The 24,494-nt window shown below is 59.4% G+C and carries 23 protein-coding genes; 10 read left to right on the top strand and 13 right to left on the bottom strand.

All coding sequences use genetic code 11. The features are described from left to right. Positions 1-22 precede the first annotated feature (22 nt). Positions 23-952, bottom strand: a complete 930-nt coding sequence (locus C3F36_RS14970; RefSeq protein ID WP_104455341.1) for a LysR family transcriptional regulator — start codon at positions 950-952, stop codon at positions 23-25. 109 nt (positions 953-1,061) lie between these two features. Here C3F36_RS14970 and C3F36_RS14965 point away from each other — a divergent pair, with 109 nt between their 5' ends. Beyond that, on the top strand, positions 1,062-1,658 hold the full coding sequence (locus C3F36_RS14965) for an FMN-dependent NADH-azoreductase (RefSeq protein ID WP_104455340.1): 597 nt from the start codon (positions 1,062-1,064) through the stop codon (positions 1,656-1,658). A gap of 110 nt (positions 1,659-1,768) precedes the next feature. On the opposite strand, the gene C3F36_RS14960 is transcribed toward C3F36_RS14965, so the two are convergent. Further along, positions 1,769-1,987 carry a hypothetical protein gene (locus tag C3F36_RS14960; RefSeq protein WP_104455339.1) on the bottom strand — a complete coding sequence of 73 codons (219 nt, stop codon included), beginning with the start codon at positions 1,985-1,987 and terminating at the stop codon, positions 1,769-1,771. Between the two features lie 180 nt (positions 1,988-2,167). On the opposite strand from C3F36_RS14960, the gene C3F36_RS14955 reads away from it, so the two are divergent. The 4 genes from C3F36_RS14955 to istB all read left to right on the top strand — a co-directional run bounded on the left by C3F36_RS14955 (position 2,168) and on the right by istB (position 6,125). Beyond that, positions 2,168-2,530, top strand: coding sequence for a DUF2061 domain-containing protein (locus C3F36_RS14955; protein WP_104455338.1), 363 nt, complete (start codon positions 2,168-2,170; stop codon positions 2,528-2,530). A gap of 331 nt (positions 2,531-2,861) precedes the next feature. Further along, positions 2,862-3,290, top strand: a complete 429-nt coding sequence (locus tag C3F36_RS14950; protein WP_104455337.1) for a VOC family protein — start codon at positions 2,862-2,864, stop codon at positions 3,288-3,290. Positions 3,291-3,781: 491 nt separating this feature from the next. Beyond that, complete coding sequence (gene istA / locus C3F36_RS14945; RefSeq protein ID WP_043851823.1) at positions 3,782-5,347, top strand: IS21-like element ISAs27 family transposase; 1,566 nt, start codon at positions 3,782-3,784, stop codon at positions 5,345-5,347. A gap of 22 nt (positions 5,348-5,369) precedes the next feature. Further along, positions 5,370-6,125 (top strand): IS21-like element ISAs27 family helper ATPase IstB, encoded by a 756-nt coding sequence (gene istB, locus C3F36_RS14940; RefSeq protein WP_043851824.1) that lies wholly within the window; start codon positions 5,370-5,372, stop codon positions 6,123-6,125. Positions 6,126-6,218: 93 nt separating this feature from the next. Here istB and C3F36_RS14935 read toward each other — a convergent pair whose 3' ends face one another. Further along, positions 6,219-7,199 carry an IS5-like element IS5 family transposase gene (locus tag C3F36_RS14935; protein ID WP_026141915.1) on the bottom strand — a complete coding sequence of 327 codons (981 nt, stop codon included), beginning with the start codon at positions 7,197-7,199 and terminating at the stop codon, positions 6,219-6,221. A 216-nt stretch (positions 7,200-7,415) separates the two neighbouring features. Between C3F36_RS14935 and C3F36_RS14925 the strand changes: the two genes are divergently transcribed. Beyond that, positions 7,416-8,584, top strand: a protein-coding gene (locus C3F36_RS14925; protein ID WP_104455336.1) for an IS3-like element ISAeme20 family transposase whose coding sequence is annotated in 2 segments (ribosomal slippage) — positions 7,416-7,671 and positions 7,671-8,584 — 1,170 coding nt in all. Because the reading frame shifts where the segments join, the coding sequence is not laid out codon by codon here. 391 nt (positions 8,585-8,975) lie between these two features. Here the strand turns inward: C3F36_RS14925 and C3F36_RS14920 are convergent. Continuing rightward, the gene (locus C3F36_RS14920) at positions 8,976-9,923 is read right to left on the bottom strand and encodes an IS30-like element ISAs2 family transposase (protein WP_104454191.1); all 948 of its coding nucleotides are present in this window, start codon (positions 9,921-9,923) and stop codon (positions 8,976-8,978) included. Between the two features lie 152 nt (positions 9,924-10,075). Between C3F36_RS14920 and C3F36_RS23345 the strand changes: the two genes are divergently transcribed. The 3 genes from C3F36_RS23345 to C3F36_RS14910 all read left to right on the top strand — a co-directional run bounded on the left by C3F36_RS23345 (position 10,076) and on the right by C3F36_RS14910 (position 12,117). After that, a complete protein-coding gene (locus tag C3F36_RS23345; protein WP_158656124.1) occupies positions 10,076-10,540 on the top strand; it encodes a hypothetical protein in 465 nt (154 codons plus the stop codon). A 436-nt stretch (positions 10,541-10,976) separates the two neighbouring features. Next, positions 10,977-11,438 (top strand): NUDIX hydrolase, encoded by a 462-nt coding sequence (locus C3F36_RS14915; RefSeq protein ID WP_104455335.1) that lies wholly within the window; start codon positions 10,977-10,979, stop codon positions 11,436-11,438. A 220-nt stretch (positions 11,439-11,658) separates the two neighbouring features. After that, entirely contained in the window at positions 11,659-12,117 is a 459-nt protein-coding gene (locus C3F36_RS14910; protein WP_104455334.1) for a hypothetical protein, read from the top strand. 216 nt (positions 12,118-12,333) lie between these two features. Here the strand turns inward: C3F36_RS14910 and putP are convergent, their stop codons facing one another. The 8 genes from putP to C3F36_RS14870 form a co-directional block, all read right to left on the bottom strand. After that, positions 12,334-13,851: a sodium/proline symporter PutP gene (putP, locus tag C3F36_RS14905; RefSeq protein WP_104455333.1), complete on the bottom strand. Its 1,518-nt coding sequence runs from the start codon at positions 13,849-13,851 to the stop codon at positions 12,334-12,336. A gap of 273 nt (positions 13,852-14,124) precedes the next feature. Beyond that, a complete protein-coding gene (locus C3F36_RS14900) occupies positions 14,125-15,051 on the bottom strand; it encodes a L,D-transpeptidase family protein (protein ID WP_010675523.1) in 927 nt (308 codons plus the stop codon). A gap of 185 nt (positions 15,052-15,236) precedes the next feature. Continuing rightward, positions 15,237-16,478, bottom strand: coding sequence for a mechanosensitive ion channel family protein (locus tag C3F36_RS14895; RefSeq protein ID WP_010675524.1), 1,242 nt, complete (start codon positions 16,476-16,478; stop codon positions 15,237-15,239). A 131-nt stretch (positions 16,479-16,609) separates the two neighbouring features. Continuing rightward, positions 16,610-17,809, bottom strand: coding sequence for an acetate kinase (locus C3F36_RS14890; RefSeq protein WP_010675525.1), 1,200 nt, complete (start codon positions 17,807-17,809; stop codon positions 16,610-16,612). Positions 17,810-18,027: 218 nt separating this feature from the next. Next, the gene (locus tag C3F36_RS14885) at positions 18,028-18,498 is read right to left on the bottom strand and encodes a YhcH/YjgK/YiaL family protein (RefSeq protein ID WP_010675526.1); all 471 of its coding nucleotides are present in this window, start codon (positions 18,496-18,498) and stop codon (positions 18,028-18,030) included. A 310-nt stretch (positions 18,499-18,808) separates the two neighbouring features. Then, entirely contained in the window at positions 18,809-19,915 is a 1,107-nt protein-coding gene (locus C3F36_RS14880; protein ID WP_042016043.1) for a 1-acyl-sn-glycerol-3-phosphate acyltransferase, read from the bottom strand. Positions 19,916-20,089: 174 nt separating this feature from the next. Continuing rightward, complete coding sequence (locus C3F36_RS14875; protein ID WP_042016041.1) at positions 20,090-20,644, bottom strand: GNAT family N-acetyltransferase; 555 nt, start codon at positions 20,642-20,644, stop codon at positions 20,090-20,092. Positions 20,645-20,681: 37 nt separating this feature from the next. Continuing rightward, positions 20,682-21,236, bottom strand: coding sequence for a GNAT family N-acetyltransferase (locus C3F36_RS14870; RefSeq protein ID WP_042016040.1), 555 nt, complete (start codon positions 21,234-21,236; stop codon positions 20,682-20,684). Between the two features lie 351 nt (positions 21,237-21,587). Here C3F36_RS14870 and C3F36_RS14865 point away from each other — a divergent pair, with 351 nt between their 5' ends. Further along, positions 21,588-23,360, top strand: a complete 1,773-nt coding sequence (locus C3F36_RS14865; RefSeq protein ID WP_104455332.1) for a M4 family metallopeptidase — start codon at positions 21,588-21,590, stop codon at positions 23,358-23,360. A gap of 57 nt (positions 23,361-23,417) precedes the next feature. Here the strand turns inward: C3F36_RS14865 and C3F36_RS14860 are convergent, their stop codons facing one another. After that, positions 23,418-24,317, bottom strand: coding sequence for a LysR family transcriptional regulator (locus C3F36_RS14860; RefSeq protein ID WP_029314793.1), 900 nt, complete (start codon positions 24,315-24,317; stop codon positions 23,418-23,420). Positions 24,318-24,494: the final 177 nt, after the last annotated feature.

Here is a 24,494-nt window from a genome sequence, read left to right as displayed (position 1 = left end):
GCCTGCCACAGCAGGCCCTTTTTCATTGGGACAGATGACCCGGCCCGCTCACGCTGGCCAGCCGCTCGGGCAGGCGGCTCGCCAGCCAGTCGATGGCGAGCCGGGTCTTGAGGGGCAGATGCGGTCCATGGGGCCAGAGGGCGTTGATGGGATAGCGCCGACCCGGCAACCGGGCCAGCAGCTCGCACAGCTCGCCCCGCTCAAGGTGGGGCCGCGCCAGCCAGGTCGGCAGCCAGGCGAGACCAAAGCCCGCGATGGCCGCCTGGGTGATGGCGTTGAGATCGTCCATCTGCAACCGCCCTCTGGGCTGAACCTCGCGCCATGCCTCGGCCTCCTGCCACCACCACGACAGCACCCGCCCCTGGCGCAGATAGGCGATGCACTCGTGCTCCGGTAACTCGGCCAGGGTCACAGGTTCCCCCCGCTCGGCCAGATAGGCGGGCGAGGCGCAGAGCGTCATGCCGTGCTCCCCGAGCCTGCGCGCCGCCAGATCCAGGCTGTCCGGCGGCTCTGCGTTGCGGATCACCAGATCCACCCCCTCCTCCACCAGATCCACCTTGCGATCGCTGAACGACAGCTCCAGGGCCAGCCCGGGATGCGCCTTCGCCAGCGCCAGCAAAATGGGGGCCACGCACTGCTGGCCGAACAGCACCGGCATGGAGACCTTCAATCTGCCGTTGAGGGTGAGCTTGTTGCTGGCCAGCGCCGCTTCCCCAAGACGCACCTCCTCCAGCGCCCGCAGGCAGTGGCGATAGAAGAGCGCCCCCTCCTCGGTCAGGCTCTGGCTGCGGGTAGTGCGATGAAACAGTTGCACGCCGAGACGCAGCTCCAGCCGCGCCACCCCCTTGCCCACCGCCGAGCGGGTGAGGTGAAGCCGCTCCGCCGCCTGGGCGAAGCTGCCCGCCTCCACCACGGTGGCGAAGAGATCGATGCCGTTGAGCGTGTTTGCCATCTATTGCATACCTTTTGGAACCAATATGGCGAAATACTATCAGCACTGCGGAAAAAAATGACTGGTAAGCTCCCTTCATTCTTCACACGTTTCAGATGGAGTTTCCCTCATGAGCCAGATCCTGCTGCTGCAATCCAGCCTCAACGGCCCCGCATCCCACACCAACCAGTTGATGGAGCGCTTCCTGCAAACACGCCGGGAGCAGGGCCACCAGGACCAGGTAGTGGTGCGCGACCTGACCGCCCTCGACTTGCCCGCCCTCGACAGCCCGTTGTTTCACGCCCTGCGGGGGGCGGAACCTGCCAATGAGGCCATCCGGCAGGCGGTGGCGCTGTCGGATCGGCTGATTGCCGAACTCAAGGCCGCCGACCTGCTGCTGATCGGCGCCCCCATGTACAACCTCAACGTGCCGACCCCCCTCAAGAACTGGTTCGATCTGGTGGCGCGGGCCAGGGTGACCTTCCGTTACACCGACACCTACCCCATGGGGCTGGTGGAGGGGGTCAACGCCCTGGTGTTCAGCAGCCGCGGCGGCGTGCATCAGGGACAGGCGACGGATGCGGTCACCCCCTACCTCCAATCCGTGCTCGGCCTGATGGGCATCCCGGTGGAATTCGTCTACGCAGAGGGGATGGATCTGCGCCCTCACGGGGCGGAACAGGGAATGCGCGAGGCCCATGCTCGGATCGCTGGCCTCGGCAGGTAGGGCCATCACCCGATCTTGCCCCTTCCAACCGGCCACCTGCTGCGCGGGACATTACAAGTAAAAAAGCCCCGCAAGGGGCTTTTCTATGACTGCGGCAGTAGCGGAAGAAACTAGGCTTGCCTGGCATCGGCGCCTGCGGGCATGTCCCGCCAGAGCGCCAGAATGAGCAGCGCCAGCAGGGCAAAGGGCGGCACCAGGCAGAGCAGCACGCACAGGAAGGTGACAAGCCCCGGGTGGCGGCTCTTGCGCCGGGCCAGTCGCCATGCCACCACGCCGACGACGATCATCAGCAGCATGAAGAGAACAAACAGGTTGGAGTTGATGGTCATGAAAGCTCCTTTTTCATGGCAAAAGGCACACTCTAGCGCCGTTGCGGTCCCAGGCAACTCCCAATCTGGTGGTGCCTCCCCCGGTCGATAGGCATTTTCTATTTCGCCGATAGATGAGAATGGTTTTCATTTGATGGGGTTCTGGGTGATACTGCCTTCATCGCCAGAGGAGACACTACCATGAAAAAGACCATCAGCTTCGCCATCCTGCACTTCAGTGTCGCCTTCACCGTGGCTTACCTGCTGACCGGCGAACTGCTCACCGCCAGCCTGATCGCCCTCATCGAGCCCGCCGTGAACACGGTCGCCTTCTACTTCCACGACCTTGGCTGGCACAAGCTCAAGCCTGAGCACAGCCTGCAGGCCAAGACCAGCAGCTTCGCCCTGGTCCACTTCTCGGTGGCCTTCGGTGTCGCCTACCTGCTGAGTGGCGAGCTGCTCACCGGCGGCGTGATGGCGATGATCGAGCCTGCCATCAACACTGTGGTGTTCTTCTTCCACGAGCGGCTGTGGCGCGCCCGTCAGTCGCTGGCACTGGCCTGAGGGAGGGGCTGCGGCCCTTCCCCCTGAACAAGCTTCTCTCCCCCGGCAAGGTGACCACTCCCTGTCGTACTGACCAATTTGTTGATCCCGCCCCAACATTTATCACCTCGCTCTTCCCCTGCGCCCCCCTCTCGCTACCATACCCGAATGGCAATCCAAGCCTCGTCGGAGTCACCTATGAGCCCTCTCCGCCATCCCCGTTGGTTACAAAGCAGCAGACTGGAGGCTGAAATTCAGGGGCGGTAGCCATGTTATCGGTTTGCCAACCCCTGCCGCTCACAGCAAGGGGCCGGTCGGCGACTCATCCACAACATGCAAAGCAAGGTGGTGTATGGAAACACAAACACTGCATCGCGGTCGGCTGATCGACCATCTCCAGCTGGTGGTGCAAGACCTGGCTGCCAGCCAGCGTTTTTACACGGCCGCACTGGCCGCCCTCGATATTCCCATAGGCGGCGCCGGTGAGGGTTACTTCTGGGCAGACGAGTTGTTTGTCACCTCCATCGACAGCCCGGCGGCGCTGGGAGCATTGACCGGCCGCCACCACCTCGCCTTTCAGGCACAAGACAAGGCCATGGTGGAGCGTTTCTATCAGGCAGCCCTCGCCCATGGCGGCCAGGACAACGGCGCCCCCGGTGAGCGGGTATATCACCCCGGCTACTACGCCGCCTTTGTGCTCGATCCGGACGGCAATAATATCGAAGCGGTTTATCACGGTGAGGCAAAACGCAGTGCAAGATCTGTGGAGATTAAGTTTTAGAAAAAGGACTGAACGCCAGTGATATGGATTTCCGCGGTGACAAAAGATGGAATTCGTCTTGATCAAAATGGTGAGAGCCCTGACTTTTTATTAATTATGTTTTTACTGTGGCAATGGAAAAACCAAAAGAGGAAATGAATACAGCTAGGGAAGGTGCGAATAAGCGGGGAAATTCTTCTCGGCTGACTCAGTCATTTCATTTCTTCATGTTTGAGCCGATTTTTTTCTCCCGTAAATGCCTTGAATCAGCCTATTTAGACCGTTTCTTCGCCATTTAAGGCGTTATCTGCATATTCCCACGCATGGCGATCGCTCAATAACATTCATGCCGATCACGTAATAACATCCATGCCGATCACTCAATAACATCCCACGCCGATCACTTTTTACCCTCGATGGGAAACCATGATCGGCATCCATGTTATTGGTGACTTTTTCTCCCCGCTTCGTTAAACCCGCACTTTCCCATCTGCTCCAACAGAGGAACGTGCATGTCTGCGAGGCCTATCACTGTGAGAAAACTCAAAGAAATTCTTCGCCTTAAATATCAGGCTCAACTGGCTCATCGGCAGATCGCCCTCAGCCTGCATATCTCTCCTAGCACCGTATCCTATTACCTCAACCGGGCGGCTCAACTGGGTATCATGACCTGGCCCCTGTCTGAGTCCTGGGATGATGTCTCCCTGGAGCGCGCATTTCTCAAGACCTGCTCTGTCCATAAAACTCAGCACAAACCCACTCCCAACTGGGCCTTGTTGCATCAGGAACTCAAAAAACCAGGTCAAAAAGGCGTGACCCTCGAGCTGCTATGGCAGGAGTACGCCGAGCGCCATCCAGGCTCCCACTACAGCTACAACCACTTCTGTCGGCTCTATAAAGAGTGGGCGGCGCTGCTGCAACCCTCGATGCGGCAGACCCATATTGCGGGCGAAAAACTCTTTGTCGACTACTGCGGCCAGACCATGCCCATTGTCGATCCGCATACCGGCGAGATCCTTTACCGGGCCCAGATCTTTGTCGCCGTGCTGGGGGCCTCCAACTACACCTTTGCCGAGGCCACCCGCTCCCAGCAGCTCGATGACTGGGTGATGAGCCACAAGCGCGCTTTCGAGTTCTTTGGCGGTGTGCCGCAATTGGTGGTACCTGATTGCCTCAAGAGTGCCGTCAGCGTGGCGCGCAATACCGATCCGGATCTCAACCCTACCTACCAGATGCTGGCGGCCCATTTCGGTACGGCGATCATGCCCGCGCGGCCCCGCAAGCCGAAGGATAAGTCCAAGGCGGAGGTGGGCGTGCAGATCGTCACCCGCTGGATCCTGGCGGTGCTGCGTCATGAAACCTTCCATAGCCTGGCCCAGCTCAATCAGCGAATGGGTGAACTGCTGACCCGGCTCAACCAGAAATCCTTCCAGAAGCTGCCTGGCTGCCGTGCCTCACTGTTTGCCGAGCTCGATGCACCGGCGCTCAAGCCGTTGCCGGATTATCCCTATCACTACACCAAAGTAGTGCCGGTGCTGGTTGGTAAGGACTACCACGTCGATCTGGAAAAGCACTATTACTCAGTGCCCTATGCCTTGCAGGGCAAGCGGCTGGAGGCGCATCTGGCCGAGCATACCGTCACGCTGTACCACGCGGGCAAGATCGTGGCCGAACACCAGCGGAGTCATCACAAAGGCCAGCACAGCAGCCTGCGTGAACACATGCCCGCGCATCATCAGGCACTGCTGGAGTGGTCGCCAGAGCGACTGCTTGGCTGGGCGGCGTCCATCGGCCCCTACACCACGCATTGGGTGGATGGCTTTATCCGGCAGGCAGAGCATTCGACGCAAGCGGTGCGCCCTTGCCTGGCCTTGCTGGGGCAGAGCAAAACCTATGGCAAGGAGCGGCTGGAAGCGGCCTGCCTCCGGGGGCACCTGACCGGCGCCAACCGGCTGCACAACATCCGCAGCATGCTCAAGCATGGCCTGGAGGAGCAACAACTCATTGCCAACGAGCGACAGGATCCGCTGCAAGACATCCGTCATGACAATGTCCATGGCGAGCACTACTTCCACTAACCCCACGGATCAGGAGAAGCCGATGCAATTACACCTCGATGAACAACTAAGCCGCCTGCACTTGAGCGGCATGAAACAGGCTCTGAACCAGCAGCAGGCCCAGAGCATGCTGTACCTGGATATGGGTTTTGAAGAGCGGCTGCAACTATTACTGAGCCATGAGCTGGTGCAGCGGGAGCAGAGGAAAACCAACCGCCTGGAGAAGCAAGCCCGGTTCCGGCTAGCCGGACAGGTGGAGCAGCTCGACTATCGGGCGGGTCGAGGCGTGAGCAAAGCGCAGATCCGCCAACTGCTGGAAGGACACTGGCTGAGTCATCAACAAAACCTGCTGCTAACGGGCGCGGCAGGCTGTGGCAAGAGTTACCTGGCGTGTGCCCTGGGCCGTTACTTTATCCGGCAAGGAGTGGGCGTGCGGTATTACCGGCTGAAAACCCTACTTGAAGAGATGCGACTGGCCCAAGCGGATGGCAGCTATCCGAAACTGCTGGAGCGGGTAAGCAACATAGGGGTACTGATCCTGGATGACTGGGGCATGGAGATGCTGGACGCGAGCGAACGCAGCAACCTGCTGGAGATCATCGATACCCGCTACGGCAACGTCTCAACGATAGTGGCGAGCCAATTGCCGGTGGAGAAGTGGTACGGGATGATCGGAGAGGCAACCTTCGCCGAGGCGATCTTGGACCGACTGATCCACAGAGCGGTGCGCGTGACCTTAACGGGAGAATCGATGAGAAAACAGGGCGCCAACTTGACCGATGCCGATCAGGCGGAGTAAAAGGAAGACGCTATAAACGCGGGCAGAAAAAAAGTGATCGGCATGATGTTATTGGCTGATCGACATGATGTTATTAGCCATTATCCCCAGTTTTTAGTGAGATCTCTCCCACTGACGTATCATTTGGTCCGCCCGAAACAGGTTGGCCAGCGTGAATAACATCGCCAGTTGGTTATCGTTTTTCAGCAACCCCTTGTATCTGGCTTTCACGAAGCCGAACTGTCGCTTGATGATGCGAAATGGGTGCTCCACCTTGGCCCGGATGCTGGCTTTCATGTATTCGATGTTGATGGCCGTTTTGTTCTTGCGTGGATGCTGTTTCAAGGTTCTTACCTTGCCGGGGCGCTCGGCGATCAGCCAGTCCACATCCACCTCGGCCAGCTCCTCGCGCTGTGGCGCCCCTTGGTAGCCGGCATCGGCTGAGACAAATTGCTCCTCTCCATGCAGCAGATTACCCAGCTGATTGAGGTCATGCTCGTTGGCCGCGGTGGTGACTAGGCTGTGGGTCAGGCCACTCTTGGCATCGACACCAATGTGGGCCTTCATGCCAAAGTGCCACTGATTGCCTTTCTTGGTCTGATGCATCTGCGGATCGCGTTGCTGCTCTTTGTTCTTGGTCGAGCTGGGTGCCTCAATGATGGTGGCATCGACCAAGGTGCCTTGAGTCATCATGACGCCTGCTTCGGCCAGCCAGCGATTGATGGTCTTGAACAATTGGCGGGCCAGTTGATGCTGCTCCAGCAGGTGGCGGAAATTCATGATGGTGGTGCGGTCCGGCAAGGCGCTATCCAGGGATAACCGGGCAAACAGACGCATGGAGGCGATTTCGTACAGAGCATCTTCCATGGCACCGTCGCTCAGGTTGTACCAATGCTGCATGCAGTGAATGCGTAACATGGTTTCCAGCGGATAAGGTCGCCGGCCATTACCAGCCTTGGGGTAAAACGGCTCGATGACTTCCACCATGTTTTGCCATGGCAGAATCTGCTCCATGCGGGACAAGAAAATCTCTTTTCTGGTCTGACGGCGCTTACTGCTGAATTCACTGTCGGCGAAGGTAAGTTGATGACTCATGATGAACCCTGTTCCATGGCTCCAGATGACAAACATGATCTCATATCAGGGACTTGTTCGCACCTTCCCAAGTGAACAGCGCGTTTTCGCACTGAGCCTCAGTGCCATAGTCCTTGAGAAACTCAAACAGGCTGTAGCCTTTCTGGAATTGGATTGAGGTATCCTGATTTTCACAGACAGTCCCGATTGTTACGATGAGACAATCGGGGGTATTGAATGAAATCGAGAGAACACTATTCACCAGAGTTTCGGGCAGAGGCGGTTCGACTGGTGTTGGAGCAAGGCCTTGGCCAAGCTGAAGCCGCCAGAAGGTTGGGTATTGCCAAAGGCACACTGAGCAACTGGGTGGTCGCAGCCAAAGGAGGAAAGGATACATCGGCCATTCCCGGAGCGCGTTCTGTCGCCGAGCTGGAGGCTGAAGTGGCCCGGCTACGCAAAGCTCTCGCACAAGCCAACATGGAGCGCGACATCATAAAAAAGGCCGCCGCGTACTTTGCTCAGGAGTCACTGCCAAGTACGCGTGGATAGCCAACCAACAGGACCTCTATCCCATTTCCGTTATCTGTCGTGTGCTGGAGGTCTCTCGTGCGGGCTTCTACCACTGGCGCCACCGTCCACCGTCACAGCGCCAACAAGAAGATGAACGACTCAAGGTCGCCATTCGGGCTGCTCACAGCAAGACGCGCCAGACCTATGGCGCAGCGCGTTTACAAGCTGAGTTGGCCGCCGAAGGATTTTACGCTGGGCGGGACCGGATTGGACGATTGCGCCGTGAAATGGGGTTGTCTTGCAAACAAAAGCGCAAATTCAAGGCGACAACCCATTCTGCTCATTCCCTGCCCGTGGCGGAGAATCTCCTTGGTCAGGTCTTTGCGCCGACGAAGCCCAACGAAGTCTGGACCGGTGATATCACCTATATCGCCACCGACGAAGGCTGGCTTTATCTGGCTGGTCTCAAGGATGTGTTTACCTGTGAGATAGTGGGTTATGCGATGGGAGAGCGAATGACCACCGGGTTGGTCAGTCAGGCGCTGTTTCGGGCTGTGCAGCAGAAGAGGCCACCCGTTGGGCTTATTCATCACACAGACCGGGGCAGTCAGTACTGTGCCAAGGCTTACCGGGCTCTCCAGGTACAATTTGGCATGCAGACCTCCATGTCACGCAAGGGGAACTGCTTCGACAATGCCCCGATAGAAAGCTTCTGGGGGTCTCTTAAAAATGAACTGGTTCACCACCATAGATTCGAGACGAGAGCGGAGGCCAAGGCAGCGATTCAGGAATACATAGAGATTTTTTACAACCGCCAGCGTCGGCATTCACGACTTGGCAATGTCAGCCCGGCGGAGTTTAACAAGAGGTATTGGAGAACTGCTCAGGCTGCTTGATCCGGGACTGTCCGATCTTGTCAGGACACCTCAGATTTTGCTTTTGGCCATGATCTCGCACCTCGATAACTGTACGTAAGATCAGTATAGTTCGTGGTAACTGACTGCTAATCATGGGTAATCAGGTTTGCGAAAGCCATTGGTCTTCACAATCCAGATACACAGACACCACCGCAATATGGACCGCGTCATCTAGCTGAGTTTAGAGTCACCGTATGTGAGGAGCTGGGTTTGCCGGTTCCAAACCATGTTGATCGCGACGTTGTGTGGATTTTTAAGCTAGCTGGGTCGCAAAAAGATGCTGTGGGCTAAGTGGCCAGAATGCCCACCCCCTCGATCAACCGTACCTCGAGCGTAAAACGCGAATTCAACTTCGAAGTGCGACACTCGCCTATGCCGCCTGACAGTACTCTTCGAATACCTTGACAGGCTGCCTGAATCCGAGACATTTCCGAGGTCGTAGGTTGAGCCACTGCTCCGCTCTCCTGACATCCTCGTCCGTGACCTCTCTCAGGTCTGTTCCCTTTGGGATAAACTGCCTCAACAGCCCATTGCTGTTCTCGTTCAGACCGCGCTCCCACGAAGAGTAAGGGTGCGCAAAGTAAGTCTCGGCACCCAGCGCTTCCTCTATCGCCTTGTGTTCGGCAAACTCGCCGCCGTTGTCAAAGGTGATGGTATGCACCTGCTCGATGTAGGGCGTTAACATCTCGATTATCGCATCCCGCACCACCCCAGCCTGTTTGCTCGCGACCCGCTTGACCAGATAGAGCCGGCTCTTGCGCTCCACCAGGGTGACCAGTGCACCTGTGCCTTGCTTGCCCAGCACCGTGTCCGCCTCCCAATCACCGAGCCGCTCCCGGCTATCGACGATAGCCGGCCGTTCATCAATAGAGCGGGCTTCCTTGATGGGAGAACGCAGGCTGCTCGCCCCCTTGCGGTAGCGCTTGTGGCCCTGGCGCAGATGGCGGTACAACTGGCCACCCCGGGCTTTGTCGGCGGCCACATGGCGGTATATCCACTCGTGACTCACCATGAGGCCTATCTGCTTGCCCACCGCGCTTATCTGCTCCGGGCTCCACCACCAGGCGAGTGTCAGCTCGACAAACTGGATGACATCGGCAGATAGCCGAGATTTGGCCGCACTGGCCCGTCGGTGGGTGGCGTGCTGATGCGCATTGTCTGGCTGGTAGCCCTGCGGCCCGGCGTTACGACGCAGCTCCCGGTAGAGGGTGGAGCGATGAACGCCAATGGCGCGTGCGGTGGCAAGGATGGACATCCCCTGTGCGCGAAGCACCGATAACTGGTATCGTTGCCCCTCGGTCAACTGCTGATAGCTCATGGTGATACTGCTTTTACTTTGGCGAGCAGAAGGGTACCACCAATCAGCAGTTGGCCACCTCTCGCCATTCATCCATGAGTGTCGCACTTATTATCTGAATTCCCGAAACAGCTCGAGACCGGTTACCTCAAACGTTAAGAATAGGAATCATCGTGTTAGAAGTTACTTTTGAGGACATCAAAGCGACCTCAGACGAGTTTTTTCGGCGGCACTGGCTGATGTCAGAATCCAAAATCCCAACTTGGAATAGACCTTGGGATCTTGTTGGGACGCTACCGGGTCATGATATGCAAGGTATATTTATACTTCTAGGGAAACATGATGAGGCCCTATATATTGGTGTTGGCGCATCTTTAGGTGGTGGTAAGTACATAGGTCACGGACTTGGTTCAAGAACTAACAAATACACTCGCATGGTAGAAGGTCAAAAAGGTGTTCCTATATCGGAGAAAAAATACGCCCCACGGGGAATATGGGGCGAACGAGGCCTGTCCAAAATAATTACTTTAGGCTTTGAGCAGGACTATGCGTACTTGTCATACGGCTTAGAAGCTTATCTACTGAGAGAGAGCAAAACTCCTTATAACAAAATACGTTCAGCTCGTAGGTTAGAATAGAGAATTGTATTCGGACAATCGCGAATAACTCCGCCATGACATAGGCAAAGATAGGAGGATCCCATAGCGGGGCCCATATCGGCCGACTTGGGGCGGTGCAAGGCTCGCCGATGCCACTATTAAGCTTGATTTATGGGTTTTCTGCTGATGACCAAACTTTTGTGCTTACAGTGAAGCGCCTGACAGAGCCCACTCACTGGCCGCAGGGCCCTTGCTATATATTCTCCCACTTCTACGACACGCCGGGGAGGCGTTGATATGCAGCCACAGACTCACACTTTTATCGTCAATGACAGAACGCAGCCCTGCCCTGCAGGCTGGCAGCGGCAATCCGCCTTTACCAATAAGTTGCAGGAGTGGCAGATAAAACAGTACAAAACAGCAGCCTCATGGCACCAATTTGGCATCACTACACATTATCGGTTTGGGAAAAAATATGAGAACAGCAAAGCAGGTATTGGTCATTCCCTATTTTATTCGCGATGCTGTTCTGCAGATGGTGATATTAAAACGTGCCGACCTCGATATATGGCAGTGGGTGGCAGGAGGTGTCGAGGAGAACGAATCTCTTGATGAGGCCGCACGACGCGAGTGTAGCGAAGAGCTCGGTATAGCATGCTGTGATAATCCACTCTTGCCGCTCGAATCGCACTGCACAATCCCCAAGAGCCACTTTGATTTACAGGGCGCCGCTTATGAACATCTTTATACCATCACCGAGTATGCCTTTGCCATCGAGTTGAAGGTGAGTGACAAGATTGCGCTGAGTGAAGAACATTCAGAGCATATGTTTACCACTTACCCACAGTTAAAAGATCTAAAAATATGGGACAGCAATAGAACCGCTGCCTGGGAATTACGCCAGCGTTTACTGGATAACCATCTGATCGTGGCCTGATATCATCTTGAATAATGGTGTCTATCGTAGACGTAATGTACTTGTTTTTTGACAGTCCATAGATTCGAATAGCGAAGCGTATTCTGACAATCGCGAACAACTCGGCCACGAAAATCCATGACACCCACCACCTCGATAGCAGATTTTCCTGACACGGTGGGAGTCCCCTGTCAGTCACTGATTAATCATGCATTATATTTAAATCTAACTGGAATAAGTAATGAGATTCTCATTAAATTGGAAGCAGCCATTGCTATCAATGAGCAAACGGTTCTTTATATTTATCACATTGATGTTTGCAGGGGGCGCTGCACTCTCCACATACAAAACGCAACTCAACATGGAGTTGGGCATCTGGCTCTTTTACCAATATCTGAAAATACTGCTAGCAGCCTTCGTTGTATTGTTCGTAATGGCTCAAGCGTCCAGATTGTTTTCCGTCGAATTGAGATCTGAGGATGTAGTAGGTAGAAACCGATTTTTCCGAAAAGTATCCATACCATATACCGAGATGGTGGGGGTCAGCATGGGAAAAGTGCTTATCGTCGATTGCATGGTCATTCGAACCAACAGCCTCAAGCGTATTTACGCCCCTTTTGAACTGGACGATTTTCAAGGTCTTTCTGATAAAATCGATGCCAAGTTAAAGCATCGAAATACATCAAGTAGTGATTTTTAATTTCTGGCATCTACAGATCAACTAATCACCTGACACCGGCCTTAAGGCGGTGTCTTGCTGTAACAGATACCGGCAATAGTCTTATTATCATGACCAATTCAATCCAAGCTCTCGGCTAGGTCTATTTTCGTTTACAGAGGTCTGGGCCCCGCCCTTTCCAATACTCTATTAAAAAGCCCCGCATTGCGGGGCTTTTTGTTATGTAAAGTATCCAACTCAGTTGACGGTCACCGGCTGACCCAGCGCATCCGGCGGGGTCTGGAACTCGCGCTCGGCGTCGTCAAAGCGATCCAGCATGGCCTTGGAGGGGGCCTTGTCCATCAGGCTGAACAGCACGATCGCCAGGGTGGCGAAGACGAAGCCCGGGATGATCTCATACAGCCCCAGCCAGCCGAACTGCTTCCAGATGATGACGGTCAGGGCACCGGTCAGCATGCCCGCCAGGGCGCCGTTGCGGGTCATGCGGGACCAGAGCACGGAGAGCAGCACCACGGGACCGAAGGCGGCACCGAAGCCGGCCCAGGCGTAGCTTACCAGCCCCAGCACCCGGTTCTCCGGGTTCACCGCCACGGCGATGGCGATGAGGGAGATGAGCAGCACCATGGCGCGACCCACCCACACCAGCTCTTTCTGGGAGGCGTTCTTGCGCAGGAAGGGCTTGTAGAGATCCTCGGTGATGGCGCTGGAGCAGACCAGCAGCTGACAGCTGAGAGTACTCATCACCGCCGCCAGGATGGCGGAGAGCAGCACGCCGGCAATCCAGGGGTTGAACAGGATCTTGGAGAGCTCGATGAAGACCCGCTCCGGGTTGCCGGTGACGCCGGCCGCCTGCTCGGTGAAGGAGGAGAAGTAGGCCAGGCCGAAGAAGCCGATGGCCACGGCGCCACCCAGGCAGAACACCATCCAGGTCATGCTGATGCGACGGGCGCTGGCCATGGAGTGGTGGGAGTCCGCCGCCATGAAGCGCGCCAGGATGTGGGGCTGGCCGAAGTAGCCCAGGCCCCAGGCCATCAGGGAGATGATGGCGATGAAGTCCAGGTTCTTGAACATGTCGAGGTTGCTGGCGTTCTGCGCCGCCACCTGCACCATGGCGGTGTCGATGCCGCCGACCGCGATGATGACGAACACCGGGGTCAGGATCAGGGCGAAGATCATCAGGGTGGCCTGCACGGTATCGGTCCAGCTCACCGCGAGGAAGCCGCCGAAGAAGGTGTAGGTGATGGTGGCCGCGGCGCCGACCCAGAGGGCGGTGTCATAGCTCATGCCGAAGGTGCTCTCGAACAGGCGGGCACCGGCCACCACGCCGGAGGCGCAGTAGATGGTGAAGAACAGCAGGATCACCAGGGCGGAGAGGATGCGCAGCACCCGGCTCTTGTCTTCGAAGCGGTAGGTGAAGTAGTCCGGCAGGGTCAGGGCGTTGCGGTTCTTCTCGGTGTGAACCCGCAGCCGACCGGCCACCCAGCGCCAGTTGAAGTAGGCACCTATGGTGAGGCCGATGGCGATCCAGCTCTCGGAGATGCCGCCGATGAAGACGGCGCCGGGCAGGCCCATCAGGAGCCAGCCACTCATGTCGGAGGCGCCGGCGGAGAGGGCGGTCACCCAGCTCCCCATGCGGCGGCCGCCGAGAATGTAGTCGTCAAAGTTCTGGGTGGCGCGATAGGCGATAAAGCCGATCAACACCATCCCGAGGATGTACACCAGAAAGGTGATGAGCATTGGGGTGCTAGCTGTCATTCAAAACTCCGTTATGTGACGTCTGTGCCCGTTCTTGCGACGAACTCTTCCTTAAAAAACCGGCCTAGAGTAATCAGCAGATCGCCGGACCACAACCACTTTTAACAAATAAAAAACACATGGAAAACGTTTAACACCTAACCAAGCAACCACTCAATTGCAATAAGGCCGGATTTTATCCCGACCTGCCAAGGGTTTACCCTGATGATCCCCTCCCCCGCGCCATAAAAAAGCCCCGACAGTGGCCGGGGCTCGGAATACCGACGGGCGGGATCAGCGGTTGATGGCGATGGGCATGCCGCTGCGCTGCTCCAGGGCCTGCTTGACCAGCTGGGAGTCGCTGTCCGCGTGGGCGATGAAGCGGGTCACGGCGGTGGACATGGGCAGCGGGGCCGGCAGGCTGGAGTTGAACTCCTCCTGGTTGCGGGAGAGGGGCTGGTGCACTTCCAGGTAGCGGCGGCCATCCGGCTCGACAGAGGCCTTGATGGGCTGGTTCACGAACTGGACGCGGGTACCGACCGGGACCTGTTTGAACAGGTACTCGATGTCGTCGTTGCGCAGACGCACGCAGCCGTGGCTCACCCGCAGGCCGATGCCGAACTGGGCGTTGGTGCCGTGGATGGCGTACATCTTGCCGATGTAGAGCGCGAACAGCCCCATGGGGTTGTCCGGACCGGCCGGCCAGACCGCAGGCAGGGTCTCGCCACGGGCGGCGTACTCGGCGTGCATCTTCGCGGTCGGGGTCCAGGTCGGGCCCGCCTTCTTGCGCTGCACGCTGGTCACCCAGTCTTCCGGGGTGTCGGTGCCGAGCTGGCCGATACCAATCGGCAGCACTTCCACCACCTTCTTGCCTTTGGGGTAGTAGTAGAGGCGCATCTCGGCCACGTTCAGCACGATGCCTTCACGGGGGGCATCCGGCAGGATCAGCTGATGCGGCACGACCAGCTTCTCGCCCGCCTGCAGCAGCAGGGGGTCCGCCTTGGGGTTGGCTTCCAGCATGTTGGTCAAGCCGAGCTGGAATCTGGCCGCTGCCGCTTCCAGGGGTTGGCCCGCCTCTTCCGGGGACACCACGTAGTCCAGGTTCTCCCCCACCAGGCGGCTGTTGGCTGCGGGCAGGGCATATTCGATGGCGAGGGCGGGCATGGCGGCCAGGATCAGGGAGCAGCACAGTGCGGCCGCCGTGTTGTGGAGGAGCTTCATAACTTTCCTGTGATAAAGGGGGTGGTTCAGCACTCTGGCCAGCGCGGAGGCGACGGGCGCGCCCGGGGCGAAGAGAAGGCCGCCATTTTTCTCCTCTGCCATGCAAATTTCAACCGCCACGTGCTGACGGGTCGGTGATTAAATACGGTGCCGCGCTGCGCCGCGGCACCTTGCCATAAGCGGGATCAGCCATTTTTCCAACTGTGCATGTCATAACCGGTTGGCGACTGATGCAAACGCAGATGGAATTGCTCAATTATCGCAAATATGTGGTCGAAAATATCAGCCTGTATCCCTTCATACTCGGCCCAGGCGGTGGTCGCCGTGAAGCAGTAGATCTCCAGCGGCAGGCCGTCCGTGGTCGGTGCCAACTGGCGCACCATCAGGGTCATGTCCTTGCGAATACCCGCATGAGCCCGCAGGTAGGCGTCCAGATAGGCGCGCAGGGTGCCGAGGTTGGTGAGGTGGCGACCATTGATGGGGCAGCTGATGGCATCGCTGAGCTGCTGGTTGTAGCTGCTGAGCTCCTGCTCCTTGCGGCTGAGGTAGGGCGCCAGCAACCTGGCCTGCTTGAGCTGCAACTGCTCCTGCGAGGTGAGGAAGCGCACGCTGGTCATGTCGATGTTGACGCTGCGCTTGATGCGGCGCCCGCCGGATTCGGTCATCCCCTGCCAGTTCTTGAAGGAGTCGGAGATGAGGGCATAGGTGGGGATGGTGGTGATGGTCTTGTCCCAGTTCGACACCTTGACCGTGGTGAGGCCGATGTCGGTCACCTCGCCGTCCGCCCCGTACTTGTCCATCTGCAGCCAGTCACCGACGCTCAGCATGCGGTTGGCGGAGAGCTGGATACCCGCCACCAGGCCCAGGATGGGGTCCTTGAACACCAGCATCAGGACCGCGGTCATGGCCCCCAGGCCGCTGAACAGGAAGAGGGGCGACTTGCCGAGCAGCAGGGCGATCATCAGGATGCCCACCAGGATGCTGGCCACCAGTTTCACCCCCTGGAAGATGCCGCGCAGGGGCAGATCCCGCCCAAGCCGGGTATGACGGCTCAGGGAGAGCAGGCAGTCGAGCAGGGCGAACAGGGCCAGCAGCAGGAACAGCAGGATCCAGAGCTGGGCCAGCAACTCGATAAGCGCCAGGCTCTCGGACGCTTTGGGCAGCCAGATCTCCGCCTGACCGAGCAGTACGGCGCCCTGGAACACGAAGGCGAGCCGGTAGAAGAGGCGTTGCTGCAACTGGGGCGGCAGCCACATCTGCTTGGTCTTGCCAAGCAGCCCCACCAGGCGCACCAGCAGGATGCGGTGCAGCACCAGGTGCAGCACCATGGCGGTCAACACGATGAACCCCAGGGCGATCACCAGGGCCATCATGGGGGTCACATCGACCCCCAGGCCTGACAACCAGTTGAAAAACATCTCTTTCATCGTTACCTCCGCAATATCACACAGCGGTCAGGGTACGCATCTGCTCCCCCATGTCAAATGACAGGCCGATCACTATTGCCGAAACGACAACGCCCGGCAGGGGCCGGGCGTTGTCGTCACCAGAGGGTGCCTTAGCCGACCAGGCTCAGGGCATCACGGGCGATCACCAGCTCTTCGTTGGTGGGCATCACCAGGGCCAGACGGCTGCCTTCGACGGTGATGGGGCCTTCACCGCCCAGCACGGCGGCGTTGTTCGCCTCCTTGTCGATCTTGAAGCCGAGCAGGGCCAGTCGGGCCAGCACCATCTCGCGCACCATGGCGGCGTTCTCGCCGATGCCGCCGGTGAACACCAGGGCGTCCAGGCGACCATCCATGGCGGCAGCATAGGCACCGACGTACTTGGCAACGCGATAGGTGAAGACGTCCAGCGCACGCTTGGCACCGGCGTCGGTGGCGTAGTTGCCGGTGACGTAGCGGCAGTCGCTGCTCTCCTCGGTCATGCCCAGCAGGCCGGATTCGCGGGTCAGCACCTGGTTGATCTTGTCCACACTGTAACCCAGGTTGTCGTGCATGAAGAAGACGATGGCAGGGTCGATGTCACCGGAGCGAGTACCCATCGCCAGCCCTTCCAGCGGGGTCAGCCCCATGGAGGTGTCGACGGACTCGCCGTTCTTGATGGCGCAGACGGAGGCACCGTTGCCCAGGTGGCAGTTGATGATGTTGAGCTCATGGAGCGGTTTGCCCAGCGCCTTGGCGGTCTCTTCGGCGATGAAGCGGTGGGAGGTGCCGTGGGCGCCGTAACGACGGATGCCGTTCTCGCGATAGAGCTTGTAGGGCAGCGCGTAGAGGTAGGCTTCCTCTGGCAGGGTCTGGTGGAAGGCGGTGTCGAACACGGCCACGTTCTTGTCGGCCAGGGCCGGGAACACCTTGAGGGCGGCACGGATGCCGATGAGGTGCGCCGGGTTGTGCAGGGGGGCAAACGGAATAGCGGCTTCGATGCCGGCGATCACGCCGTCATCGATGCGCACGGAACGGGAGAACTGCTCGCCGCCGTGCACGATGCGATGGCCGATGGCGACCAGCTGATCGGCCAGGGCGGGATCCTGGGGCAGGATGTGGCCCACGATGTGGTCGAGGGCTTCCTGGTGCGCAGCACCGGCGCCCAGCATGGCGTCGCCCTTGACCCCGTGGAGTTTCCATTTGATACGTGCGTCATCCAGATTGAAGCATTCGGCCAGGCCGGACAGCATGTCCTCGCCCGTTTCAGCGTCCATTACGGCAAATTTCAGGGAAGAGCTACCGCAGTTAAGGATCAATACCAACTTGCTCATGTTCTACATCTTCCTGTGCTTCGGCTTTACGCCGACAGTGTCGTGTCATCCAGCGATGGATGGGATTCCCCTGCCGGGGGCTTATGGTCGCAGGAGGGTGCGTCCAATTTTTCAAATCGTTGGGCGCAGACCGTTCGTCTGGCGCGCGCGTCGAATCAGCGATTCGCAACGGGCCTCTGTTGGCCCAATCACTCGGGACTCCAGGCCCCGGTTGCCACTCAGGCGCCGGTCAGCAGCGACTGGTGAACCTTGACGACCAGCTTCTTGACCGGACCTGGGGTCGTCAGGGTACAGAGGGGGCGATGCAGTTCTCCCGGCCAGAAGATGGCGAAGTCGCCGGGCTGCAACGCCAGATAACTGGTCTGCTCATCATCGACGAACCAGAGATCGGGGTGAGGATGGTCGGCACCGTCCCGGCTATAGGCGTGAGGGCCCACGCCGATCCACTCCTCGCCGCGCAGCAGCAGCTGGATGTCCAGATACTGCTCATGAAACTCGCCCCGGCGATCCGCCACCGGCTCTGTCAGATCCTCGCTCACCAGGCAGAACAGCGTGAGGCCGTCGACCTCCTGCTTGCCGAGGGGGGCGTGCAGCCAGCGTTCGACGCTTTGCACCACCTCGGCCACGATACGGTTCAGGGGGGCGGGCAAGGGGGTGCGTTGCAAGGTATCCAGACTGCCGGTGATCATGAGGTTCGCATCCTTAGGTATATCTGTGGTCTATCTTTGTGCACCAATGAAAAAGGACCATTGAAGGTCCTTTTATCGTCTCGTCTGCCATCCGTGCAGACGGGGGCGCTGTCGCTTCCAAGCCGATGGCGCCGAGTCACTGTTGCATACTCGTCCGCCCCTGCCAAGAGATACTCGCCCATTCACCCGATGATCGTACCAGTTGAAACAATATTATTCACTACCCAATCTCCCCCGACTTTGACCAGACGCAAAAACGGGAGCATCTGCTCCCGTTTTTTTTCCATCACCCGCTCAAAAGCGGTGCCATTCAAACCTTTCCGGCGTTTTCCACCGGCTTGGCGTACATGGCGCGCCAGATGGCCTTGTGCTCTTGTGGCACCTCGGACTGGCGAGTCAGGAAGGCGCTCTGCTCTATGGTGCTGGCCTTGCCGGGCACATCCGCCGCGAGGTAGTTGCCCGGGAAGAGGCGATAGCTGCTCCAGATCGCCTTGTCGATGAGCGCCGCCAGCTCGTCCGGATCGCTGAAGCCCTCGGTGATGGGGGCGCCAAAGGAGACATGTACCCGCCCCTTCTGGCCGACGATGCCCGCGACGATACTCTCGATGTCCTCGAACTCGCCCTTCTCGTAGCTGCCGTTGACCGACTTCTCGTAGAGCTCGCGCGCCTTGGCCTTGTCGGTAGGATCCAGCTCGTAGCTGATGCTCACCGGCACGATGTTGAGGCTGCGCATGTAGTCGACGAAGTCGATCTTCTGCTTCTTGCCGTCCACGTAGAACATCTTGAGGATGGCCGGATCCGTCTTGTCATCCCCGTCCTTGGCACGCCCCTCCTTCTGGGCGATCCAGATGGAGTGCCCCTCATGCACCGACTGGCCGATGTAGGCCGACAGCTCCCCGAGGGCCTTCATCATCTCCCGCGGTCCCTTGGCAGAGCGCTTGACTATGAAGCTCTTGTTGAGCTTCATCAGCTCGGTGGCGCAGGGCTTGCGCAGCAGGTTGTCGCCGATGGCGATGCGCACGGTATCGAACCCGTGGGTGTGCAGCCCCCAGTTGACGAACGCCGGATCCATGGCGATGTCCCTGTGGTTGGAGACGAACAGGTAGCCCTGCTCCTTCTTGAGGTGTTCGAGCCCGGAGAAGCTCACTCCCTGGGTGGAGGTGGCGATCATCCTGGTCATGTAGCGGGTCACCCCCATCTGTACCTGATGGATGGTGCTGACCTTGGCCCACTTGTGGCGCAGGAACTGGCGGATCAGCGGGCGAATGGCCCAGCCCAGCCAGCTCATCAGGGAACCGAAGCGGTATTTGGCGATGGCGCCGATAAACTCGTCATCCTGGATCAGCCGCTCGATGGCAGCCGGTACTTCTTCATCGCGATAGGGGCGAATGTCCGCGAATCTATCTACTTCTGTCACAATGTCTGCCTTGCATGTATGGAGTCGCGGCCTGCGTCTGCCGGCCGGGAAAATTCAGGGCGCAATTTTACACGCTTTTATCCCCAGGGGTATGAGAGGCGTACAGATAGTGCGATCTTGCAGTGAAAAAGCGATGGCGGTCACCCGCCAGCCCCCCTTTCGACAACGGCTCTGCTAGCCAGCGGGATTGATGAGCGCGGTGAGGACGTGGTCCTCCCAGCGGCCGTTGATCATCAGATAGTCCCGAGCGTACCCCTCCTGCTCGAACCCCAGCCGTTCGAGGAGCGCGCCGCTTCGCAGGTTCGCGGGCATGTAGCTGGCCATGATGCGATGCAGGCCCCGCTCCCGGAACAGGTGATCGATGCCTGCGGCCACAACCTCCTGCATCAGGCCCTGCCCCTCATGCTCTTTGTCGATGGCATAGCCCAGGTGGCACGCCTTGAACATGCCCATCACAATGTTCGTGAAATTGCAGGTGGCGAGCACCCGCTCCCCCCTGGGATCGAGCGCCACCAATTGCACGGCACTGCCCTCGAAATAGTGGCCGTAACCGTCGCGCAAGCGGGTCTGCCAGTGGGCAAGGGTGTAGAAGCTCTCCTCCCGCCTGGGCTCCCAGGGGGAGAGGTGGGCGCGATTACGCAGATAGAAATCCACCATCAGGCAGGCCCGCTCCGGGGTCAGCACGGTCAGCCGGGTACGGGGGGTGACAATGTGAGGCAGCGTCGTCATCTCGCCCTCAGGAGGTTGGAAGCAGACAAAAGGGTCATCAGAGATCCCTCAGCCTCAGCCACTCGTCCCGCAGCAGGCCGTAGTGCACGTGATCCACCACCCTGTCCGCCAGCCGCTCCGCCCGCCGGGTCATCCCCTCCTGGGTCATTCCCAGCCGCTCGCACACGGCCCGGCTCGCCTCGTTCTCGAGGGCGGCGCTGATCTCCACCTTCTCCATCCCCATCTCCTCGAAGGCGTGATGGATCAGGGCCTGGCAGGCCCGGGTGATGATGCCGTGCCCCTGCCAGCGCTCCGCCAGCCAGTAGCCGATGGTCACCTTGCCGAGATCCTGATCGATCTGGTTGTAACCGATGACGCCGACCACCTCCCCCTGATACTCGATGGCCGTGGTCAGCCCCTCCCCCCGGGCAAACTTCTCGATGGCGTGGCGAATGAAGGTGGCGCTGTCGGCGGGCTGCTGGATGTGGGGCACCCAGGGCAGCCACTGGGAGAGGTAGTCGCGGTTGCGCTGGCAGAGGCGAAACAGCTCGCTGGCCATGTCGGGTTGCAGGAACAGGAGCGCCAGCTCGTCATCCAGTTGCCATGAAAACATCGCCACTCCTCCCCGGTTCCGCTCCGGCCATCTGCCGGCATGGGAGCCAATGTAGTCAATCAATCCCTTGTTTGCCAAGGACTTTTCAACCGACTTCCCCGCAGGCAACCCCCATATGGCGATCCCCATGCGGGCACCTTGCCCCCCAGGTCATCAATCACCCCTCACAGCGGTTCAACATGCTGCCATTACCAGCATTTATGGATGATTGACGCTGTAAAAGTGAATCGTGCTACCTGTTTTCGCTGCCCTGTGACAAATGACAGGCCGTTATTTTGCCCCTTCCCACTAGTGTAAGAGCGCCGGGCAACGGACCCGGCGTGTAATCTTCATCGACTAAGGAAAGACGAGATGAACAAAGTCTATTTGGCCGTCATGCTGGCCTGCTGGGGAAGCGCCGCCATGGCGGCAGAACAAGTGGAAGTGAACCAGGTCTCCGACCTGACCGGTGCGGTGAGCGGCGCCGCCAAGATTGGCGCCCTTGGCGCCGGGGATGGCGAGTTTCGCAAGGTGCGGGCGGTGACGCTGCCCAATGGCCAACAGCGGATACGCTATGAGCAGACCTGGCAGGGGATTCCGGTGTGGGGCCAGGTCCTGGTGGCCGATCAGGCGCTGGGGGGCCAGGTCAATCAGGTGTCCGGCACCATGCTGCGCAAGATCGATGCCGACCTGACGGGCCCGGCCGTTGCCCTCTCCGCCAGCGACGCCGCACGCCAGGCTCGCAGCGGTGCCAAGGGGAGCAACGAACAGGTCAAGCTGTTCGTGATGCAGGATGAGACCGGCCAGGCCAGACTGGTCTATCTGGTCTCCTGGCTCGCCGCCAGCAAGGAACCGAGCCGCCCCTTCGTGATGATCGACGCCCAGACCGGCAGCGAGCTCAAACGCTGGGAGGGGATCAACCACAAGGACGCCACCGGCCCGGGGGGCAACGTCAAGACCGGCAAGTATTTCTACGGCGCCGACTTTGGCCCCCTCCAGGTGGATGACAACTGCCGCATGACGGGGACCAACGTGGACACCCTCAACATGAATCACGGCACCACGGGGGGTACCATCCACCAGTTCACCTGCCCGGAGAACACGGTCAAGGAGATCAACGGTGCCTACTCCCCTCTCAACGATGCCCACTACTTCGGCAACGTGGTGTTCGACATGTACCGCAACTGGTACAACACGGCGCCGCTCAGCTTCAAGCTCAAGATGCGGGTGCACTACAGCCGCAACTACGAGAACGCCTTCTGGGACGGCAGCCAGATGACCTTCGGCGACGGGGCCACCACCTTCTATCCGCTGGTGAGCCTGGATGTGGCGGCCCACGAGGTGAGCCATGGCTTCACCGAGCAGAACTCAGGACTGGTCTACTCCGGTCAGTCCGGCGGCATCAACGAGGCCTTCTCCGACATGGCGGGGGAAGCGGCCGAATACTACATGAAGGGCAGCAACGACTGGCTGGTGGGGGCCCAGATCTTCAAGGGCAACGGCTCCTTGCGCTACTTCGAGGACCCGGCCCGGGACGGCAAGTCCATCGGCCACGCCAGCGATTACTATGACGGCATCGACGTGCACCACAGTTCCGGGGTCTACAACCGCGCCTTCTACCTGCTGGCCAACACCAGCGGCTGGCAAACCCGCAAGGCGTTCGAAGTGTTCGTGCTGGCCAACCGCCTCTACTGGGGCCCCAACACCACCTTCGATCAGGGAGCGTGCGGGGTGACCAGGGCCGCCACGGATCTCGGCTACAGCGTGAGCGACGTGGCAGCCGCCTTCACCGCCGTCGGGGTCAGCGCCACCTGCGGCGGCACCACGCCCCAACCGGGCAGCGTGCTGCAAAACGGGGTACCGGTGAGCAATCTCACCGCCGCCAAGGGGGGCAAGCTGAACTTCACCGTCGAGGTGCCCGCCGGCAGAAGCCAGCTGGTGGTGACCAGCAGCGGCGGCAGCGGGGATGCGGATCTCTACGTGAAGTTCGGCAGCGCGCCGACCGCCAGCAGCTATGACTGCCGCCCCTACAAGAGCGGCAATGCCGAAACCTGTACCCTGAACGCCCCCAAGGCGGGGACCTGGCACGTGCAGCTGAGCGGGTTCAGCGCCTTCTCCGGCGTCACCCTCAAGGCCAGCTACTGAGTCTGAGCGGGCATCAAGGGGAATTAGCGAAGAGCGCCGGCCTGGTCCGGCGCTTTTTTATGTCCGCTTGCCCGACCAGCGCCGGGCCAGGGTACGGGCCGCCTCCAGCACCCGCTCCTTGGCGGGATTGGGGCGCTTGCCGCTGCGCCAGGCCATCATCACGTCCCAGTGATCCGGTGGCAGATCCACCACGTCCAGCTTCACCAGGCGACCGAACTCCAGATCCCGGGTGATGGCGAGCGCCGGCATCAGGGTGATGAAGCCGTGCTCCAGCGCCAGCTCCCGCGCCGCACTTGCTGGCTGGATGGCGTGCAGCGGGCTCGCCACCTGGCGCAGCAGACGCAACTGCAGGATCAGCTCGTCGCAGCCCGTCCCCCACTGCTGGGGCGCCAGCCGCTCGTTGGCAATGTCCTGCAGGGTCAGCCCCTGCCGCCCGGCCAGCGGGTGGGTGGCGCAGGCCACGGCGATGATCGGGGAACGGTAAAGCAGTTCGAGCTGGATGCCCGCGATGGCAGGGCACTTGAGAATGAAGCCCACGTCGGTCTCGCCGGTCAGCAACTCCTGCATGATGATGCCAGAGTGATCCGTGTTGCAGCGGATCTCGAAGGTCTCGTCCACCAGGGCCAGCAGCAGGGGGCCGAACACCGCCGTGGTCAGGGAGGGGAGGCAGGAGAGCCGGATCCGCGGCAATGCAGGCGCCCCCTGCATCGCCAGCCGCCCCCCTTCCAGTGCGCTCAGGGCCGCAGTCGCGGCAGGCAGAAACTGCTCGCAGGCCGGGGTCGGGGTGGCCCCCCGACGATGGCGACGGAACAGGGACTGACCCAGCTCCTGCTCCAGCACGGCAATGCGCTGGCTCACCATGGGTTGTGACCAGCCGCGAATGGCGGCCACCTTGCTGAAGCTGCCACGGTTGGCCACATCCAGCAGCAGTTGCAAATCGTCGAGGGTCATAGCCATAACCAAATCCAATATGAAATATAGCCAGTTGTCGGCTACCACTATATCTGGAGCCCCACCAGAATAGCAGCATCAATCGTCATGAATCGGCTGAACGCCACCGAGCCAGGGAGTTGTCATCCTCCTTGGCTCTGTTTGGTGACGGCGCCGTTCGGGCAAGAAAGACAACAATATCAG

Origin of the sequence: Aeromonas sp. ASNIH2 (assembly GCF_002934795.1) — a bacterium.
In the GTDB taxonomy this organism is placed as follows: domain Bacteria; phylum Pseudomonadota; class Gammaproteobacteria; order Enterobacterales; family Aeromonadaceae; genus Aeromonas; species Aeromonas caviae.
The sequence above is the reverse complement of the archived record's forward strand: the minus strand, read 5'-3'. Positions and strand labels throughout refer to the sequence as shown.

Bases quoted from the DNA above. Each gene is read 5' to 3' on its own strand.
- C3F36_RS14970 (WP_104455341.1), bottom strand. From the start codon at position 952: ATGGCAAACACGCTCAACGGCATCGATCTCTTCGCCACCGTGGTGGAG.
- C3F36_RS14965 (WP_104455340.1), top strand. From the start codon at position 1,062: ATGAGCCAGATCCTGCTGCTGCAATCCAGCCTCAACGGCCCCGCATCC.
- C3F36_RS14960 (WP_104455339.1), bottom strand. From the start codon at position 1,987: ATGACCATCAACTCCAACCTGTTTGTTCTCTTCATGCTGCTGATGATC.
- C3F36_RS14955 (WP_104455338.1), top strand. From the start codon at position 2,168: ATGAAAAAGACCATCAGCTTCGCCATCCTGCACTTCAGTGTCGCCTTC.
- C3F36_RS14950 (WP_104455337.1), top strand. From the start codon at position 2,862: ATGGAAACACAAACACTGCATCGCGGTCGGCTGATCGACCATCTCCAG.
- istA (WP_043851823.1), top strand. From the start codon at position 3,782: ATGTCTGCGAGGCCTATCACTGTGAGAAAACTCAAAGAAATTCTTCGC.
- istB (WP_043851824.1), top strand. From the start codon at position 5,370: ATGCAATTACACCTCGATGAACAACTAAGCCGCCTGCACTTGAGCGGC.
- C3F36_RS14935 (WP_026141915.1), bottom strand. From the start codon at position 7,199: ATGAGTCATCAACTTACCTTCGCCGACAGTGAATTCAGCAGTAAGCGC.
- C3F36_RS14920 (WP_104454191.1), bottom strand. From the start codon at position 9,923: ATGAGCTATCAGCAGTTGACCGAGGGGCAACGATACCAGTTATCGGTG.
- C3F36_RS14915 (WP_104455335.1), top strand. From the start codon at position 10,977: ATGAGAACAGCAAAGCAGGTATTGGTCATTCCCTATTTTATTCGCGAT.
- C3F36_RS14910 (WP_104455334.1), top strand. From the start codon at position 11,659: ATGAGATTCTCATTAAATTGGAAGCAGCCATTGCTATCAATGAGCAAA.
- putP (WP_104455333.1), bottom strand. From the start codon at position 13,851: ATGACAGCTAGCACCCCAATGCTCATCACCTTTCTGGTGTACATCCTC.
- C3F36_RS14900 (WP_010675523.1), bottom strand. From the start codon at position 15,051: ATGAAGCTCCTCCACAACACGGCGGCCGCACTGTGCTGCTCCCTGATC.
- C3F36_RS14895 (WP_010675524.1), bottom strand. From the start codon at position 16,478: ATGAAAGAGATGTTTTTCAACTGGTTGTCAGGCCTGGGGGTCGATGTG.
- C3F36_RS14890 (WP_010675525.1), bottom strand. From the start codon at position 17,809: ATGAGCAAGTTGGTATTGATCCTTAACTGCGGTAGCTCTTCCCTGAAA.
- C3F36_RS14885 (WP_010675526.1), bottom strand. From the start codon at position 18,498: ATGATCACCGGCAGTCTGGATACCTTGCAACGCACCCCCTTGCCCGCC.
- C3F36_RS14875 (WP_042016041.1), bottom strand. From the start codon at position 20,644: ATGACGACGCTGCCTCACATTGTCACCCCCCGTACCCGGCTGACCGTG.
- C3F36_RS14870 (WP_042016040.1), bottom strand. From the start codon at position 21,236: ATGTTTTCATGGCAACTGGATGACGAGCTGGCGCTCCTGTTCCTGCAA.
- C3F36_RS14865 (WP_104455332.1), top strand. From the start codon at position 21,588: ATGAACAAAGTCTATTTGGCCGTCATGCTGGCCTGCTGGGGAAGCGCC.
- C3F36_RS14860 (WP_029314793.1), bottom strand. From the start codon at position 24,317: ATGGCTATGACCCTCGACGATTTGCAACTGCTGCTGGATGTGGCCAAC.